General features: G+C 40.0%; 17 protein-coding genes. 13 read left to right on the forward strand and 4 right to left on the reverse strand.

All coding sequences use genetic code 11. The annotated features are described in order from the left end of the window. The first annotated feature begins 28 nt into the window (after positions 1-28). The gene (locus ACQKFO_RS01275; protein WP_148969695.1) at positions 29-409 is read left to right on the forward strand and encodes a DUF4190 domain-containing protein; all 381 of its coding nucleotides are present in this window, start codon (positions 29-31) and stop codon (positions 407-409) included. A gap of 84 nt (positions 410-493) precedes the next feature. Here the strand turns inward: ACQKFO_RS01275 and ispG are convergent, their stop codons facing one another. Further along, positions 494-1,597, reverse strand: a complete 1,104-nt coding sequence (gene ispG, locus ACQKFO_RS01280; protein WP_187443688.1) for a flavodoxin-dependent (E)-4-hydroxy-3-methylbut-2-enyl-diphosphate synthase — start codon at positions 1,595-1,597, stop codon at positions 494-496. A gap of 124 nt (positions 1,598-1,721) precedes the next feature. Further along, positions 1,722-2,084: a hypothetical protein gene (locus ACQKFO_RS01285; RefSeq protein WP_427596525.1), complete on the reverse strand. Its 363-nt coding sequence runs from the start codon at positions 2,082-2,084 to the stop codon at positions 1,722-1,724. Positions 2,085-2,141: 57 nt separating this feature from the next. On the opposite strand from ACQKFO_RS01285, the gene ACQKFO_RS01290 reads away from it, so the two are divergent. Further along, on the forward strand, positions 2,142-3,329 hold the full coding sequence (locus ACQKFO_RS01290; RefSeq protein ID WP_427596526.1) for an MFS transporter: 1,188 nt from the start codon (positions 2,142-2,144) through the stop codon (positions 3,327-3,329). An 80-nt stretch (positions 3,330-3,409) separates the two neighbouring features. After that, positions 3,410-5,149, forward strand: coding sequence for a methyl-accepting chemotaxis protein (locus tag ACQKFO_RS01295; RefSeq protein ID WP_427596527.1), 1,740 nt, complete (start codon positions 3,410-3,412; stop codon positions 5,147-5,149). A gap of 72 nt (positions 5,150-5,221) precedes the next feature. Here ACQKFO_RS01295 and ACQKFO_RS01300 read toward each other — a convergent pair whose 3' ends face one another. Beyond that, positions 5,222-5,995: a DUF1189 domain-containing protein gene (locus ACQKFO_RS01300; RefSeq protein WP_427596528.1), complete on the reverse strand. Its 774-nt coding sequence runs from the start codon at positions 5,993-5,995 to the stop codon at positions 5,222-5,224. Between the two features lie 244 nt (positions 5,996-6,239). On the opposite strand from ACQKFO_RS01300, the gene ACQKFO_RS01305 reads away from it, so the two are divergent. The 10 genes from ACQKFO_RS01305 to phoU all read left to right on the forward strand — a co-directional run bounded on the left by ACQKFO_RS01305 (position 6,240) and on the right by phoU (position 17,645). Then, positions 6,240-7,868 carry a Na/Pi cotransporter family protein gene (locus ACQKFO_RS01305; protein WP_427596529.1) on the forward strand — a complete coding sequence of 543 codons (1,629 nt, stop codon included), beginning with the start codon at positions 6,240-6,242 and terminating at the stop codon, positions 7,866-7,868. Between the two features lie 72 nt (positions 7,869-7,940). Further along, on the forward strand, positions 7,941-8,420 hold the full coding sequence (locus tag ACQKFO_RS01310) for a DUF456 domain-containing protein (RefSeq protein WP_427596530.1): 480 nt from the start codon (positions 7,941-7,943) through the stop codon (positions 8,418-8,420). Between the two features lie 174 nt (positions 8,421-8,594). After that, positions 8,595-9,203, forward strand: a complete 609-nt coding sequence (gene sodA, locus ACQKFO_RS01315; protein ID WP_427596531.1) for a superoxide dismutase SodA — start codon at positions 8,595-8,597, stop codon at positions 9,201-9,203. Between the two features lie 103 nt (positions 9,204-9,306). Then, entirely contained in the window at positions 9,307-10,521 is a 1,215-nt protein-coding gene (locus ACQKFO_RS01320; protein WP_427596532.1) for an MFS transporter, read from the forward strand. A 111-nt stretch (positions 10,522-10,632) separates the two neighbouring features. After that, positions 10,633-12,828: a peptidoglycan D,D-transpeptidase FtsI family protein gene (locus ACQKFO_RS01325; RefSeq protein WP_427597755.1), complete on the forward strand. Its 2,196-nt coding sequence runs from the start codon at positions 10,633-10,635 to the stop codon at positions 12,826-12,828. A 356-nt stretch (positions 12,829-13,184) separates the two neighbouring features. Then, positions 13,185-14,120: a PstS family phosphate ABC transporter substrate-binding protein gene (locus tag ACQKFO_RS01330; RefSeq protein ID WP_427596533.1), complete on the forward strand. Its 936-nt coding sequence runs from the start codon at positions 13,185-13,187 to the stop codon at positions 14,118-14,120. A 132-nt stretch (positions 14,121-14,252) separates the two neighbouring features. Beyond that, entirely contained in the window at positions 14,253-15,158 is a 906-nt protein-coding gene (gene pstC / locus ACQKFO_RS01335; RefSeq protein WP_427597756.1) for a phosphate ABC transporter permease subunit PstC, read from the forward strand. A gap of 2 nt (positions 15,159-15,160) precedes the next feature. Further along, positions 15,161-16,039, forward strand: coding sequence for a phosphate ABC transporter permease PstA (pstA, locus tag ACQKFO_RS01340; protein ID WP_427596534.1), 879 nt, complete (start codon positions 15,161-15,163; stop codon positions 16,037-16,039). A gap of 58 nt (positions 16,040-16,097) precedes the next feature. Continuing rightward, entirely contained in the window at positions 16,098-16,898 is an 801-nt protein-coding gene (gene pstB / locus ACQKFO_RS01345) for a phosphate ABC transporter ATP-binding protein PstB (protein WP_427597758.1), read from the forward strand. 87 nt (positions 16,899-16,985) lie between these two features. Next, positions 16,986-17,645, forward strand: a complete 660-nt coding sequence (gene phoU, locus ACQKFO_RS01350; protein ID WP_427596535.1) for a phosphate signaling complex protein PhoU — start codon at positions 16,986-16,988, stop codon at positions 17,643-17,645. Between the two features lie 102 nt (positions 17,646-17,747). Here phoU and ACQKFO_RS01355 read toward each other — a convergent pair whose 3' ends face one another. Further along, positions 17,748-18,095, reverse strand: coding sequence for a helix-turn-helix domain-containing protein (locus ACQKFO_RS01355; protein WP_427596536.1), 348 nt, complete (start codon positions 18,093-18,095; stop codon positions 17,748-17,750). Between the last annotated feature and the right edge of the window lie 124 nt (positions 18,096-18,219).

Genomic DNA, 18,219 nt, shown 5'->3' on the forward strand with positions numbered 1-18,219 from the left:
CCAAACACAGAAAGTGAGGGATTGCTGTATGAATGATGAACGACGCGAATTAAACAGCGTTGATCGAAATCTACAAGATATCGACGTGTATTACGACAATCCGGAAACAGATGTGAGTAAAGAATACCGTGAAGAAACAGCAGCAGAAATTGCTGCTCCAATGAGTGTAAGCCGCGATTTTGAAGAGGATACTGCCGAAGATACGACAACTTCAGGTCGTGTATTGGGATACTCCGCACTTGCTCTATCCATTCTTTCCTTATTTATTCTCCCGGTAATCATGGGGGCTGCGGGAATTGTTCTTGGATTCGTGGCAAGAAGACGAGGAGCAGAAATGCTCGGTGCCTGGGCAATCGGAATTGGGGCCGTATCGATAATCATTGGATTATTTGTACTGCCGTTCTTTTAAAAATAACGCTTTTTCTTGAAATTGGGAGCGTTTCAAGAAATTAAAAAAGAGGACTGACCCAAGGTCAGTCCTCTTTACATGCATTTATACTTCCTGCTCTTTCTTTTCTGCTTCTTGCTGTGCAAAATATTCTTCTGCGATCTTGTCGATTTCTTTCTTTAATTCCTCAACCATCGTCTCTTCAGGAACTTTCCGGACAGTCTTACCTTTTCTGAATAACAGTCCTTCACCACGAGCCCCGGCAATGCCGATATCTGCTTCTCTGGCTTCACCTGGTCCATTTACTGCACATCCAAGGACCGCGACTTTGATTGGTGCTTTAATGGTGGAGATGTATTCTTCCACTTCATTGGCAATTGAAATTAAGTCGATTTCGATACGTCCGCATGTCGGACATGAAATTAAGGTGGCAGCATTTGATGCTAATCCAAACGACTTTAATAGTTCTCTGGCTACTTTCACTTCTTCAACAGGATCAGCACTTAAGGAAATACGCAGTGTATTTCCAATGCCAAGACTTAGAATCGCCCCTAGCCCTGCTGCACTCTTTACGGTTCCTGCAAATAATGTACCTGATTCAGTGATTCCAAGGTGAAGCGGGTAATCAAATGCTTTGGCCGCTTTTGTGTATGCTTCAATGGCCAAGTTCACATCAGATGCTTTCATGGAAACGATTATGTCATGAAAATCTAAATCTTCCAGTATCTTGATGTGATGAAGGGCACTTTCTACCATACCGTCAGCCGTTGGGTATCCGTACTTTTCAAGAATTTTCCTTTCCAAGCTTCCGGCATTTACCCCGATTCGAATCGGGATCCCTTTTTCTTTCGCTGCTTTGACAACTGCCTCGACTTTTTCACGACGACCGATATTTCCTGGATTGATCCGGATTTTATCGGCTCCACCTTCAATGGCTTTTAAGGCTAGTTTATAGTCAAAATGTATATCGACAACAAGTGGAATATTGATTTGTTTCTTAATATCAGCTATCGCATCTGCTGCACGTTCATCTGGACAAGCTACCCGGACAACCTGGCAACCTGCTTCTTCGAGACGGTGAATCTCTTTAACTGTTGCTTCAACATCATGTGTCTTTGTAGTAGTCATACTTTGGATAACGAGTTCGTTGTTACCCCCAATAGTTAAATCTCCGACTTTGACCGGACGTGTTTTTGAACGATGTATAATTTCACTCAAGTGTAATTCGCTCCTTTAGAAAGGTTCTAAAAACTTTCATTAAAAGTAATACGAAGCTATTGTAACAGTGTTTTGTGTGAAATGACAAGAAATAGGTGTATTTTGAATGCTTGGATTATTGATAATTCGGGATTTTGTAGGTTTTCCCAATTTGAATCTTAGCAGGGGGCACATCATTTAATTCTTCGAAATCGGTAATCACACGTTCGATGGGAACAGGTATAGAACCATCAAGAAGGTCTTCAGAGAGACTTAAAACAGTATCACCCGGCTTGACCTCCATTTCCACGTAAGGAATGGAGGAGGGATCTTCCTCAGAAGTTTGCTGAGACTCAGTTGGAGACGCCTGATTAACCTGTGGCTGAGTTGTTGCGACGGTGGATTCTTGATAAAGCAGCCGTAAGGTTCCCTTATTTAAATCATAATAGACACTATAAAGAAGAATGATAATACCAAAGAAAATAGCCATTCTTTTCATATATACTTTCCTCCCGTGTTTTTTAGAATGAACCTGACTATGAAGGGGTTGCGAATCATGACGAATAAGCTTGTCCAACTGGTAATCGGTTTACTGCCCATATTAATGGTACTGGGAAATTCTATGCTTATTCCCATTCTCCCGAGTATTGAAGCTGATTTACATTTGAATAGCAGCTGGTCCGGTTTTATCTTGAGCTCATTCACGATACCTGCAGCAGTGGTGATTCCATTTGTGGGGATGTTGTCGGATCGCTTTGGTCGTAAACGATTAATCATTGCTTCACTATGGATAATGATTCTGGGAAGTGTACTTTGTGTTGTGAGTGGAGAAGTAAATGAAACTGTTAGTCTCTTCATGATTGGCCGAGGATTACAAGGTGTGGGGGCCGCTGGAACGACACCTCTGGCCATGGCATTGATCGGTGACATCTATCAGGGACAGGAACGCTCAAGGATGTTAGGCTCGTTAGAAGTGTTTAATGGGGTAGGCAAGGTAGTCGCACCTCTTACTGGTGCCACACTGGCTATCCTTGTCCATTGGAATCATGCATTTTGGGTGTTTCCTGTCTTGTGCGTGGTGATTTTAATAGGACTTAGAAAAACGATTGAAACGAAAGAGGGTTATCACAAGGCTGATAAAAAGAACCTGTACTCCATCCTTATTTCAAAAGGACGCTTATTAATTCCACTATATGCGATTGGAGGGATAGGCTTATTTTTATTATTCGGCATTCTCTTCTTCCTTTCCTACCATATTGAAAATACTTTTCATATAGATGGTTTTTTCAAAGGATTTACATTTATCTTTCCACTTGGTGCGATGACTATTTGCTCTTACTGGTGTGGGGGGAGGTTAAAGACGGATGAGGAACTGGGGTGGACGTATATGAAATGTGGGATGTTAATGATGTCGGTCCCATTAGGTTTTCTGATCTTTTTTTCATCATTGGGATTTTTGATGTTCTTTATTACAGTAAGTTTCGGTGGATTGGGCTTGATGCTGCCGGTCATTAATACCTTTATTACGGGGAGTGTTTCGGAACATGAAAGGGGGCTGATTGTCAGTATATATGGAGCGGTGAGGTTCGGTGGGGTTGCACTTGGACCAATTGCCTACAGCCTTTGGAAAGAAGAGGTGTTGGAAATGTACTTGATCACCTTTGCATTTTCCCTTCTTAACTTGATATTATTTATGCTTCTGTCAAATCGTAAGCAGGGGGTCTTTCGTCCTAAAATTCAATAAACCTTTACACAAGCTTTACATTTCCTTCATCTTTCTTTGAGAAAATGAAATGTGGAAAGATTAGGGAAGGGTGTATGAATTTGTCGGAAATATTGAACTTCTTAAGAGAATGGCCACAGCGGATTAAAAGGGTTCTAAAAAGGAAAATGATTGTTCCATTTTTCAAGGGTTTAACATTAAAGAATCGATTATTGATCGTCATTTTACTCCTGATTGCTTTTACTGGCTCAACAATTGGAGGGATATCTTATTTAAAGTCGAAACAAGCTACGATTCATCTTATGGAACAGCGTTTGGATCGAGAGGTGACCTCGATGAGTGATATCGCACAAAGCTTGATGCTCATTTATGTCGGTAAACAGGACCAGTTTGAGAAAAAACTGAATGATGTGATCAAGAAACAGGATACAGCATTGATCCAAGATAATATAGAAGCACAATTCTATTTTATTAAAGATTCTGAAGCTGTACCCTTTTCAGTAAGTAAAGGTTCTGAATTACAATTTGGTAAACCTCTTATAGGTAAAATCGAAGGACTTGAAAAAGGGACCATCGAAACAACCATCGAGGGGGAGACCTATACGATGGCTTTTCATTCGATTCAAGAGCTGCAAGGTGAATACGTGATCGTTGTCCCTCAGGAAGAGTATATGCAGGACATTCGATCGATGGCCGCCTATACAATGGTTATGATTGTTCTTAGCGTAGGGATTGCCTTTATCATTGTCTTATTATTTGTGAATCGGCTGACCTCCCCTATCGCTCAATTGCGCGAATCGATGAAGAAAATAAGGGATGGTGATCTGTCCTCCAACATCCCTGTCGAAACGACGATGCCGGAGATCGTTTCCCTTCAAAAAAGTTTTGATTCGATGACACTGAAAATGAAAGACTTAATACATAATATTCATCAAACTACAGACAGTTTAACATCTACAGGGATACAGCTTCAATCCTCTTCATCAGAACTATTGAAAGAAAATGAGTATATGGTAGAAACAGTCCGAATGGTGAAGGGAGGGGCAGAAGAAACGGCAGGTACTTCCGAAGTAAGTGTCAACCACTTCCAAGAAATGAATAGGACCGTAAAATCCATATTTATGAAAATGAATTCCGTTTTTGAGAAAACAAAGGATATGAATGAATCTGCGGGTGACGGGGAGTACAAGGTTGATAAAATGGTCGGGGGGTTGAACAGGGTATCCGGAGACTTCAAGCAAATGAATGAGATCATTCAAGAAGTCCATGAACAATCATCCACCATCATCACGGTGATTTCAATGATTAATCAAATTGCTGAACAAACGAAGCTCCTTGCCCTCAATGCCACGATTGAAGCCGCACGGGCAGGTGAATCCGGTCGTGGATTTGCTGTTGTCGCCAATGAAGTGAAGAAGCTTGCAGATCAATCATCAGTTGCTACGAAGAATATAAGTGAAACCATTCATATTATGGAGTCAATCACGTTAAAAGCTTCAAGGCAATTCGATCAATTTTTCAAAGAGTTTCAGTACTACGTATCAGAAGCCACTGATACACGAGAATCGTTTGATCTGTTGAAAAATGAAATAGATGGTGTTACGACGGATTTACAAAATATGAAGGCGGATTTGGGCTATTTGGAAATATCTCTCCCTAAGGTTGAGGCTTCAACAGAGGCGTTTTCTTCCGTTTCACAAGAAACGTTAGCGGGAACGGAGCAGATGCTTGCTGCCTTTGAAGAGCAGCACGAAAAGGTTAGGAATACCCATGAAGTAGGAGAAAAGCTATTGAATGCTTCTAACCAACTAAAGGAATTAAGCAGGCAATTCAAGTTATAGGGAGCTGAATAGTTCCTATAAAAAATGACGTAAAAGGGAAATCCCTGTCTCCGGGTGAGACAGGGATTTTAATTATGCCCGGATCCTCTTTTGGGGGATCTCTTTCACGACTAAGTAAAGAATGACGGTGATCACAAACCAATCCAATATCGGGGCTGCAGGAATATAGGTTTGCAGCATTTCCATTAGGGTAAAAAATAAGGTGGAAACCGTCGCGGAATAGGCGGTCATCCGAAAGCTTTGCCGGTAGCTAACGTTTCGTTTAAGGACATTGGCAAACGTAATACCGATTATGGCGAACAACGTGATCTTCAAGAACGTCATTCCAGAAGTGAATAAGTAAAGAAAGAATAACGCTACGGGAAGGAGGATCCATTTCATATCTATTAACGAATCCAATAAATCAATTAGTCCATTCTTTGTAAGAGCTGTATCTCCAAATAAACTATAGGAAGAAGATTGAACATTTCCTTGATTGATGACTACAAAACTCTTTTCCAAAAAGGCAATCGTATCATCGTTTGCGTCAAGTTTTTCTTCCTTAAGTTCTCCTGTACTGTCAAAGATGATGGTGATATTGTCCTTATCAAGCGTGATAGGTTCTGATTGATCTGCAGATAACGAACCATTTTCTATTGTAAAGGGTGGAAATTCAGCTTCCACTGATTCTCTTACATTGTCGATGGCACTTGTTGCAAACGATATAAACTGTATAGCCACTGGTAAAATGGATATTAGTGCCAATAAGAATATGTAACGGATCGTCTTGCCAATTCCCTGAAAGCGGAATGTTGCAATGTCTTTTGGGGAATAGATACTTTTATACAATTGTTGAAATACATTCATTTATACTTTTCTCCTTTCGTGCATACCCTTCCTATTTTATGCTTGTCTTTCTATTGCATCAAGTGTAGAGAATATTAACAATTTGAAATGATTATATTTTGTAACATATTTGTAATAAAAGTCGAGTTTTATTAACCTATTGTAAATTTGGGGTAAAAAGTATTTACCTTTGCTCTATAATATATTAAAAATGATATGGGGTTTTTGTTGTTTAATGTCGAAAATATATGTAGGGGTTGAAAAAATGGAATTAAATTGGCAAGAGATGTTGTTTCAGTTCTTTGGAGGATTAGGGATTTTCCTCTTCGGGATAAAGTATATGGGGGACGGACTTCAAAAGTCTGCCGGTGAACGCCTGAAAGAAATTCTTGATAAGTTCACGACTAACCCATTCATGGGCGTATTGGCAGGTATTTTTGTTACAGTCTTAATACAGTCCAGTAGTGGAACAACGGTTATCGTAGTCGGATTAGTAAGTGCAGGCTTCATGACACTCAGACAAGCGATCGGTGTCATCATGGGTGCGAATATCGGCACAACGGTAACAGCGTTTATCATCGGGATTGATATCGGTGAATATGCATTACCAATTATTGCAGTCGGTACCGTCATGTTATTCTTCTTTAAAAACAAGAAAGTGCATAATCTTGGACAGATGATATTTGGTTTCGGTGCATTATTCTATGGACTGGAGTTAATGGGTGGAGGAATGAAACCACTTCGTTCACTTGAGGCTTTTCATGATTTAACAGTAAGTATGAGTGCCAGTCCGATTCTTGGAGTTGTGATCGGTACATTATTCACTGTGATTGTTCAAAGTTCATCAGCTACAATCGGTATTTTACAAGAGCTATACAGTTCGGATTTAGTGGACATCCAGGCAGCACTTCCTATTTTATTCGGGGATAATATCGGAACGACCATTACGGCAGTTCTGGCAGCTTTGGGTGCTTCGGTCGCTGCAAGACGCGCTGCAGCAGTCCATGTACTCTTTAATCTGATTGGCTCAACAATCTTTTTAATCATTTTGCCATTTTTTACTAAGTTTGTTCTGTTTTTACAATCTTCATTTAACCTGAATGAACCGATGACAATCGCTTTTGCTCACGGCTCATTTAATATAACGAATACGATTATTCAGTTCCCGTTCATCGCTCTATTAGCAGTGATCGTAACGAAATTGATCCCTGGGCAGGATTCACTTGTTGATTATAACTCTAAACATTTAGATCCAATGTTTATTGAACAATCACCTTCTATCGCTTTAGGTCAAGCAAAGGAAGAAGTACTGCGCATGGGTAAATTTGCTGTTAAGGGATTAGAAGAAACCAATGAGTTCTTGAAGTCAAAGAGCTCTAAGAATGCAGAGGCAGCTTATCAAATTGAAGGTGCCATTAATAATCTTGATAAGAAAATTACGAATTACCTGGTTGATTTATCTTCTGCTTCATTGTCTGAAAATGAATCCGAACGTCATTCCATCTTAATGGATACCGTACGCGACATCGAACGTGTAGGAGATCATTTCGAGAATATTGTTGAACTGATTGAATATCAACAAACCAACAAGGTTAAAATTACGGATGATGCAATGAATGACCTTGAAGTAATGTTCAACCTAACAATCGAAACAGTGGAAAAAGCGTTGAAATCTTTAGACTTAAACGATACTGATATTGCAAGGGAAGTAGCTGAAAAAGAAGATCAGATCGATAAGATGGAAAGAAAGCTTCGTAAGCAACACATACTGCGTATGAACGAAGGGAAATGTTCTGGACAAGCAGGTATCGTGTTTGTCGATATCGTCAGTAACTTAGAACGTATCGGAGATCATGCAGTCAATATTGCCGAAGCGGTTTTAGAAGTAGAGTAATACAAGTGCTGACTCGTTTGATATTTGTCAAATGAGTCAGTTTTTTTTATACTGAATGGGAGGTGTTAAAAGATGGAAATCGTTTATTGGAGTATTATCATCGTATTAATGATTTTAGCCTTTGTGGGATTGATATATCCGATCTTACCGAGTGTCGTCTTTCTGATTGGAAGCTTTATTTTATACGGCGTCTTTTTCAGCTTTGAACCCTTTAGCTGGTTATTCTGGACTGTGCAGGTTCTGTTTGTGGTTCTTCTTTTCGGTGCTGATTACATGGCGAACCTCATAGGGGTAAAGAAATTTGGTGGCACGAAAGCAGGGATATGGGGAAGTACGATCGGTTTGCTTTTAGGCCCTTTTGTCATTCCTGTCATCGGGATTCTGATCGGCCCGTTTTTAGGTGCAATCATAGGTGAATGGGTCGTACACAGATCCAATCTAAAGACTGCCGTAAAAGTAGGTGTTGGATCAGTAGTTGGATTCATCTCCAGTGTCGTGACAAAAGGAATCATCCAGATTGTCATGGCTGTATATTTCTTTTTTGTCATCTGAGGGGGAAATACATTCTCATGACTAGTAATGAAAATATAGGGGATTTTATTCTTGTACGAGAAAAGTGAGAAATAGAAGGCAAAATATTTGAACAGATATAGTAGTTTTGGTAATCTAATACTGAAACGGCCTGAATTCATTGTTCAGGAAACTATACATAGGGAGGAATTTATAATGGCTTACGAATTACCGCAATTACCTTACGCATATGATGCATTAGAACCTCATATCGACAAGGAAACAATGAACATTCACCACACGAAACACCATAACGCATATGTTACGAAAGTAAATGATGCACTTCAAGGTCACGATGATTTACTAAGCAAATCCATTGAAGATCTTGTTTCTAACTTAGACGCTGTTCCTGAAGGTGCTCGTACTGCAGTACGCAACAATGGTGGCGGCCACGCTAATCACTCTCTATTCTGGACAGTATTATCTCCGAATGGTGGAGGCGCTCCATCTGGAGAGCTGGCTGATGCCATCTCTTCCAAGTTCGGTAGCTTCGATTCATTTAAAGAAGAGTTCGCTAACGCTGCTGCTACCCGCTTTGGCTCAGGTTGGGCTTGGCTAGTGGTAAACAACGGTGAATTAGAAGTAACAAGCACACCAAACCAGGATAGCCCTCTAATGGAAGGTAAAACGCCTGTTTTAGGTCTTGACGTTTGGGAGCATGCTTACTACCTGAATTATCAAAACCGTCGCCCTGACTACATCGGTGCGTTCTGGAACGTTGTAAACTGGGATGAAGTAGCCAAGCTTTATTCAGCTGCTAAATAATTTAATCGTACGAGGAGAGGTTCTTTTAAGAACCTCTCTTTTTTTTGTATAACTTCCCTCCCTTTTTCACAAGATAGGGGTACGTTAAAGGGGAGTTTTTTAAATGAGTAGCTATAAAAAGTTATTAGGCGATATTGATTTAACAAGAGATCTTACTCTGCTGCTGTTGATTGGCGGATTATATTCTTTGAGTATTGCGCTCTCAAACACATTTGTAAACATCTACTTGTGGAAGCAATCAGGTGAATTTATTGATTTAGGCATCTATAATTTAACCGTTGTCATCTTTCAGCCATTAACTTTTATATTAGCTGGAAGGTGGGCAAAGAAAGTAGACCGGGTGATTGTATTACGCTTCGGGGTTATTTTTTTGGCTCTATTTTACATATCTGTACTGGCTTTCGGTGAGTCGGCCGAAAATTACCTGGTTGTGTTAGGAGCGTTGCTCGGTATCGGCTACGGCTTCTATTGGTTAGCGTTTAATGTACTGACCTTTGAAATTACGGAACCTGAAACGAGAGATTTCTTCAATGGTTTCCTCGGTACATTAACGTCAGCTGGAGGAATGATCGGACCGATCCTCGCAGGTTTTATCATCTCCAGATTTGCTTCGTATAAGGGCTATACCATTGTATTCGGATTATCTCTCCTGCTATTTGCAGTAGCCGTTCTTTTGAGCTTCTTTCTAAAAAGACGCCCTGCATCGGGACGATATCTATTCCTCAGAATTCTGGAAGAAAGGAAAAACAATGCTAACTGGCGCTTCATTACGAACGCCCACTTCTTCCAGGGGTTGAGAGAAGGAACGTTTATCTTCATTATTTCTGTATTTGTGTTCATCAGTACAGGAAGTGAATTTGCCATCGGTACCTTCGGACTCATAAACTCAGGGATCGCATTCGTAGGCTATTACATTGCATCGCGGGTCATTAAAAAAAAGTTTCGAAAAAAGGCCATTTTATTAGGTGGAATCCTACTTTATCTGGCAATATTCTTGATTGTGTTTGATGTCACTTATACGAAGTTATTGCTCTATGCCGGTGTGATTGCCATTGCATATCCCATACTTCTGGTACCTTATATTTCAATGACATATGATGTAATCGGAACGGGATGGAACGCCGCTGAAATGAGAATCGAGTATATTGTCGTGAGGGAGATCTTCTTGAATTCAGGAAGAATTGTTTCAGTCCTGGCTTTCATCATTGCCGTCACATTTTTTAACCACGAAGAGAGTATCCCAATCCTCCTATTAATGCTAGGAGCGGGTCATACCCTCATATATTTCTTCGTGCGAAAAGTGGACTTACCGATTTAGGATATTTAAGCAAAGAGAGGGAAAGATTTCCTCTCTTTGCTTATGTCTAGATTATCCCTGTAATTTTCTATAAAATAAGAAGGGATGGTAACGATATAAAGATATTTTTACATAGAGGAAGGGTTGGAAAGATTGAAAAGAAATAAGAGAAAAAGAAAGACGCATGTTCCCGTTCGGATGAATCTGCTGTTTTTTGCCGTGTTCTTATTATTCTCTCTTCTGGTTCTTAGACTGGGACTCGTTCAAATAGTGAACGGAGAAAGCTACAAGAAGGAAGTAGAAAGAACAGAGGATGTTGTCGTTAATACAGGTGTGCCACGAGGGAAAATGTATGACCGTTATGGGAATGTAATCGTGGATAATGTACCGTTAAATGCAATTACGTATACTCGTGCAAACAACACCAAGATCGAAGAGATGATGGAGGTTGCTGCCAAGCTTTCTGAGTACATTGAAAAAGATACTAAAGAAGTGACAGAAAGAGACAAGAAAGACTATTGGTTATTAAACAATAAAGAGCAAGCAGACAAAAAGGTGACAGAAAAGGAAATTAAAAAGCTTCAAGGCAATGAAGATTTATCTGAAGATGATGTAAATGCGAAAGTGTACCAAATGAGACTAGATCGAATCACAGAAGACGAGTTAGCATCACTGACTGAAAAAGATCTAGAAATCATTGCGATTTATCGTGAATTCTCCAGCGGATATGCATTAAATCCGCAAGTAGTGAAGAACGAAGGGGTCACCCCTGAAGAATTCGCCGTCGTCAGTGAACATCTCAGTGAACTTCCCGGCATCAATACCACTACAGACTGGAAGCGATCCTACGTATTTGATGATACGTTGAGGACGATTCTTGGGAACGTATCTTCCTCAAGAGAAGGTTTGCCGAAGAACCTGGTAGATTCCTATTTAGCGAAGGACTACAACCGGAATGATCGAGTAGGGAAGAGTTACGTTGAATTAGAGTATGAAGATGTCCTGCAAGGTCAAAAGGAACAAATCAAAAACGTCACTAAAGGCGGTAGCGTGTTGGAATCTGTACTCGTTCAAGAAGGTCAACGGGGAAAAGATATCGTTCTGACAATCGATATGGAGCTTCAACGTGAAGTCGAAAAGATTATAGAAGAAGAATTACGAAAACAGATTGTGAATCGCGGTGAGTCTCCTAACCTGGATCGTGCTTACGTGGTCATGATTGACCCGAGTACTGGGGAAATATTAGCCATGGCAGGAAAACAGTATGTGAAGAACTCTGAAACAGGCAAGTACGAGATGAGAGATGCTGCGTTAGGAACCTTTACGTCTTCTTATGAAGTTGGGTCCGTGGTAAAGGGTGCTACTGTATTAACTGGTTATATGACCGGGAATTTAAAACCGGGAGAAGTGTTGATCGATGAACCATTAAAAATCAAAGGAACAAAGCCAAAATCTTCATGGTTCAATAGATACCAGCGAATTCCAATGTCTGACTTGTTTGCTCTGGAGAAGTCTTCTAATTCATATATGTGGAAGGTTGCTCTTAAAGTAGCAGGAGGTCAGTATGTACCGAATGAGCCGATTGTGAATAATCCCGAAGCCTTTGACATCTTTCGGAACCACTACGCTCAATTCGGATTGGGTGTGCCGACTGGAATCGACTTACCTGGTGAGTCTTCCGGACTTACAGGTACAGACACCACTCCAGGTTTCTTACTTGATTTAGCGATCGGTCAGTTCGATACGTATACAACGATGCAATTAGCTCAGTATATCTCTACGATTGCAAATGATGGATATCGCGTGGAACCACACATCATGAAAGAAATTAGAGAGCCGACAAACGATCTGGAAAGCTTGGGACCAATCCTGTTTGAAAAAGAAACGAATGTGCTGAATCGAATTGATGCGACACAAGCCCAAATCGAGCACGTCCAAAAAGGGTTTTATCGTGTGTACCATTCCCCTGATGGAACGGCGTATGATCAATTCAAGAATGCACCGTATAATGCGGCAGGTAAATCGGGCACCGCTGAGACGTATGTGGATGGAGAGCTGAACTACAACACGACTCTCATCGGATACGCCCCATTCGATAATCCGGAAGTGGCGTATGCCACAATGGTGCCTGCTTCTCATATCCAAGCAAGCGGAGTAGCCGATCCTTACGTGAATAAATACATTTCCAAGCGAGTGATGGATACGTACTTTGAACTAAAGAAGAAACGGGCAGAAGAAGAGAAAGATCCCACTTCAGTTAATAAAAAAGTAGAAAACGCTGAAGAGGCAGAAGAACAAATGCAAGAGGAAAGAGAACAGAATAACTAAGCAAACGTTAGCTGGTTTCCACGAAATGATTTTCTGGGAATCAGCTTTTTTCTTGTGATTTTTAAGTCTTTTTACTCAAAATCAAGAGAACATTTTTATTAAATATACGATAATCAGGATCAAATCGATATAAAAAATGATTTTTTTAAGGGAACTACATAATTTACAAATCATTGCCCAATACTATGTTTAATAAGGGTTTGACTAGATTTTTCATCTTCTGGCAAGGGTCTGAAGTTGAAGAATCATGTCGAATTTACAAAACCTTTACAAACGATTAAAACCGCATTAACACTCATCTATTAATCTATTACTCGTAGGACAAAACAACCAAGTTTCTTAGGGGGAATTTAGGAATGAAAAGCTTTAAGTATCTGGCAATGTCAGCAATGATCGGATCAGCTCTTGTATTAGGAGCATGTGGTGCTCAGGGTGGAGCAGAAAGTGGTTCAGAAGAACAACTTTCCGGCAGCGTAAAAATGGATGGTTCATCAACAGTAGCTCCAATCATGGAAGCTGTTAACGAAGAATATGCAGCTACACAACCTGATGTAAAAGTATCTATCGGTGTTTCCGGTTCTGGTGGTGGATTTGAAAAGTTCATCGCAGGTGAAACGGATCTTTCAAATGCTTCCCGTCCAATCAAAGACGAAGAAAAGCAAAAGCTAGAAGAAGCTGGTATTGATTTCACTGAATTCGAAGTTGCTAAAGATGGTCTTACAATCGTTGTTAACAAAGAAAACGACTGGGCAGAAGATATGACTGTTGAAGATCTTCAAAAGCTTTGGCTTGAAGATGGAAAGACTAAGAAATGGTCTGATATCAATCCGGAATGGCCGGATGAAGAAGTTAAATTCTATTCTCCTGGTACTGATTCAGGAACATATGATTACTTCAATGAAGCAGTTTTAGAAGAAAAAGATATGGTTAAACAAAACATTCAGCTTTCTGAAGATGATAACGTTCTTGTACAAGGTGTAACGGGTGATAAAAACGCAATCGGATTCTTCGGTTATGCTTATTACCTTGCAAATAAAGAAGAACTTAAAGCAGTGAAAATCGGCGGAGTTGAGCCGAATAACGAAACAATCGAGAGCGGAGAATACACTCCACTATCACGTCCATTGTTCGTTTATGCTAAAAACGCTTCTGTTAAAGATAATGAAGCTGTATATGATTTCATGAAATTCACTCTTGATAACTCTGCTGAAATGGCAGAAGCAGTTGGATATGTAAGTCTTCCTGAAGATAAAATCAAAGAAGCTACTGAAAAATTAGAAGGTCTTAAATAAGTATTAATCGTTGTTAAAGTCAAAATGAACGGATGAGAAGCGATTAGTTGCTTCTCATCTTGTCATGTGGATGAAAGGGGTTTGCATTATATGGCTACAAATTCAAAAGGATCATCATACTCTGTTTCAGAGATGATTGCACAAAAAAGTGGTAAAGGCTTAAATCGTTCTGTTGAAAAGTCTATACCATGGATCTTATTTGCAATAGCCGGGGTTTCAGTATTAACAACCATAGGTATCGTATTTACTCTTATCTTTGAAACATTTACATTCTTTTCAAGAGTATCCGTATTCCAGTTCATAACAGGAACAGAATGGTTTCCTTTTTCCATTCAGAATCCAAGTTACGGGATCATTCCTTTAATCTCGGGCACATTGAAGATTACCGGAATAGCTGTAGTGGTAGCAGTACCGATAGGACTTGCTTCCGCCATTTATTTGAGTGAGTACGCAACGGATCGTTCAAGACGGTTCATCAAACCGATATTGGAAGTGTTAGCGGGGATTCCAACGATTGTATTTGGGTTCTTTGCTCTAACATTCGTTACCCCTTTATTGAAGTCATTTATACCTGGATTAAGTATATTTAATGCATTAAGTCCTGGAATTGTAGTGGGGATCATGATTATTCCCATGATTGCTTCTCTATCTGAAGACGCGATGTCGTCTGTTCCGAATTCCATACGTGAAGGTGCACAGGCATTAGGGGCAACTAAATTAGAAGTGGCACTTAAGGTTGTTTTGCCCGCTGCTGTATCAGGCATCGTTGCATCGATTGTTCTTGCCATCTCCCGTGCGATTGGGGAAACCATGATTGTAACGGTTGCTGCAGGAGCTTCTCCAAACCTTTCTTGGAATGTTACTGATTCCATCCAAACGATGACAGCGTACATCGTTCAGGTAAGTACAGGAGATGCAGGGTATGGAACGACGATTTACTATAGTATTTATGCAGTAGGTTTCACATTATTCTTATTCACGCTTGGTATGAACCTGCTTGCCCAATACATCTCTAAGCGATTCAGAGAGGAGTATTAATCATGAAGTATATCAATCATGAAAATGTCTTAAAGAAGATGTCTTCCAGACTAATGGTGAATAGCGTCTTTAAAGGGCTTTTCTTCCTGGCGACTTTATTTGGCTTAGTCGTGTTAGCTGTACTATTGTATCGGGTATTCACTCAAGGAATTGGATACTTGGATCTGCAATTTCTACAAAATGTGGGATCGAGGTTCCCTGAAAAAGCAGGGATTTATGCCGCCTTTATGGGAACGATCTGGCTGATGTTCGTTGTTGTCATCGTTTCATTCATATTAGCAGTGGGAACGGCCATTTATTTAGAAGAATATGCTAAACAAAACAAAATCAATAAATTTATCAAAGTTAATATTTCTAACCTAGCAGGAGTTCCTTCCGTTGTATTTGGTCTTTTAGGTTTGACGATCTTTGCCCGGGCTTTTGCCCTTGGTCAAAGTGTACTGGCAGCCGGTTTGACGATGAGTTTGCTTATTTTGCCTGTCATTATTGTTGCAGCACAAGAAGCTATTCGTTCTGTACCAAGAGAATTAAGGGATGCATCGTATGGTATGGGAGCTACAAAGTGGCAGACTATTACTAGAGTCGTATTACCAGCCGCAATTCCCGGGATTCTGACAGGAAGCATTTTAGCATTTTCCCGTGCAATCGGAGAAACAGCTCCACTCGTCGTTATTGGGGTACCAACGATTTTACTATTTACACCAGGTTCCATCTTGGATACATTTACAGCACTTCCAATGCAAATTTACGATTGGACAAAACGGCCACAAGCAGATTTCCATGATGTAGCAGCGGCAGGTATTATTATCCTGTTAGGCTTACTGTTACTAATGAACTCGATCGCAGTGCTGATTCGTAATAAATTTCAAAAAAGATATTAATATCTCTTATTTATTAGTTTTTAATGGATGAAGGAGGCTTTCAATTATGGAAACAACAATGGTGAACAACAATAATAAAGGTATGATCAATCGTTCGGTAAGTAAAAAGCCCGTTTATCAGACAAAGCAGCTTAACTTATGGTACGGCACGAATCATGCGTTAAAAAATATTGATTTAGATATTATGGAAAATGAAGTGACGGCCATCATCGGTCCATCCGGTTGTGGGAAATCCACTTATATTAAAACATTAAATCGTATGATCGAGCTGATTCCAAGCGTAAAAACTTCAGGCGATATCTTTTATCGTGAGCGTAATATTTTCGATCGTAATTATCGTGTCGAGGAATTAAGAACGAAGGTGGGAATGGTCTTCCAAAAACCTAATCCGTTCCCTAAGTCGATTTATGACAACATTGCTTACGGTCCCCGTATCCACGGAATCAAAAACAAAAAAGTATTGGATGAAATTGTGGAAAAAAGCTTGCGTGGTGCAGCGATTTGGGATGAAGTGAAAGATCGTCTGACTCAAAATGCATATGGTCTATCGGGTGGACAACAGCAGCGTATCTGTATAGCAAGATGTCTTGCTATTGAGCCCGATGTCATTCTGATGGATGAACCTACTTCTGCTCTGGATCCGATTTCTACATTAAAGATTGAAGAACTGGTTCAAGAGTTGAAGACAGAATACAGTATCATTATTGTTACTCATAATATGCAACAGGCTGCACGTATTTCAGACCGCACAGCCTTCTTCCTGAACGGGGAAGTAATTGAATTTGACAAAACAGATAAAATCTTCTCTACGCCATCTGATAAGCGTACAGAAGACTATATCTCGGGTCGTTTCGGTTAATTCACATTTGAAGAAGGATAAATATCACCGGATGTTTAATTCCTACTATTGAGAAGCTTAAGTGTTGAAAGAGGAAGGGGTATAATCATGGCAGTAAGAGGACAATTTGATGCGAATTTGAAAGAGTTGCAGACCAAATTAATGGATCTGGGTAATATAGCGAAGGTTGCACTTGAGAGAAGTATTGTGGCGCTAGAAGAGAAGGATGTTGATACGGCGCTTGCCATTATCGAGGGAGACCAGAAAGCCGATGATCTGGAAGAGGAAATCAATGATTTAGCCATTCTGACTATAGCTAAGCAACAACCGGTGGCAACTGATTTAAGAAGAATCATCGTGGCTATCAAAATTGCTTCAGACTTGGAAAGAATCGCAGATTTCGCTGTGAACGTAGCGAAATCAACGATCCGTATTGGTAATGAACCTCTGATCAAACCGATTCATCACATTAAAGAAATGCATGCCATCACATCTGAAATGATTCAGCTTACATTAGAATCATTTGTCGAAGAAGATGTGGCGAAAGCAAAGAAAATCGCTGATATGGATGATAAGGTGGATGACTTATATGGTGAAACGATTGTAGAGCTTCTGACTCTCAATAAAGAAAAGCCTGAATTCACGGCTCAGATTACTCAGCTCTCGTTCATCTGCCGTTATCTTGAAAGAGCTGCGGATCATTCAACGAACATTGCAGAAGGTGTATTCTATCTAGTGAAAGGCCGTCGTTACGACTTGAATGAATAGAAACTATCAAAAAAAGCTGTCCCGTACATGGACAGCTTTTTCTATGCCTTCTATTGAGCAGCATTTTAGTCAATAAATTTAATTTAATTCATGACCCTCTTCTTACAGCTTCGAAATAAGTTGCTGAACTTCTGTTTTAGAAAGTGCAGATTGCTTTGCGATTTGTTCGACAGGTATCCCTTGCTGATATAAAGCAATGACCTGATTTTTCACAACCTCATGAATGGGTTTTCTGACAGGAGCTGTTCTTTGTAAAGGAGCATCGCCATTCACCATCAACTCTTCTTCAAGTATCCGTATTCTCTTCTTTAGTTGATAATGCTCCTGAAGAACATTCATTGACAATTCTTCTATGTCTTTTTCAATATCGCGATACCGATCCCGTTGGAAAAACGAAATGACTAGTAATAGGATAGAGAAGCTTACTAATCCAATGAATAGTAAATCCACTATATCACCTCATGCAGTATTATTCTCCTTTAGTTATAGCATAGATAATGGCTTATCTCTATAAGGTGGAAGGATAAATTTGTGGAAAGAACCAATATTTTGTCGAATGACACTGGGCAATTAT

The organism is Rossellomorea sp. NPDC071047 (genome assembly GCF_050270195.1).
Taxonomy (GTDB): Bacteria; Bacillota; Bacilli; order Bacillales; family Bacillaceae_B; genus Rossellomorea.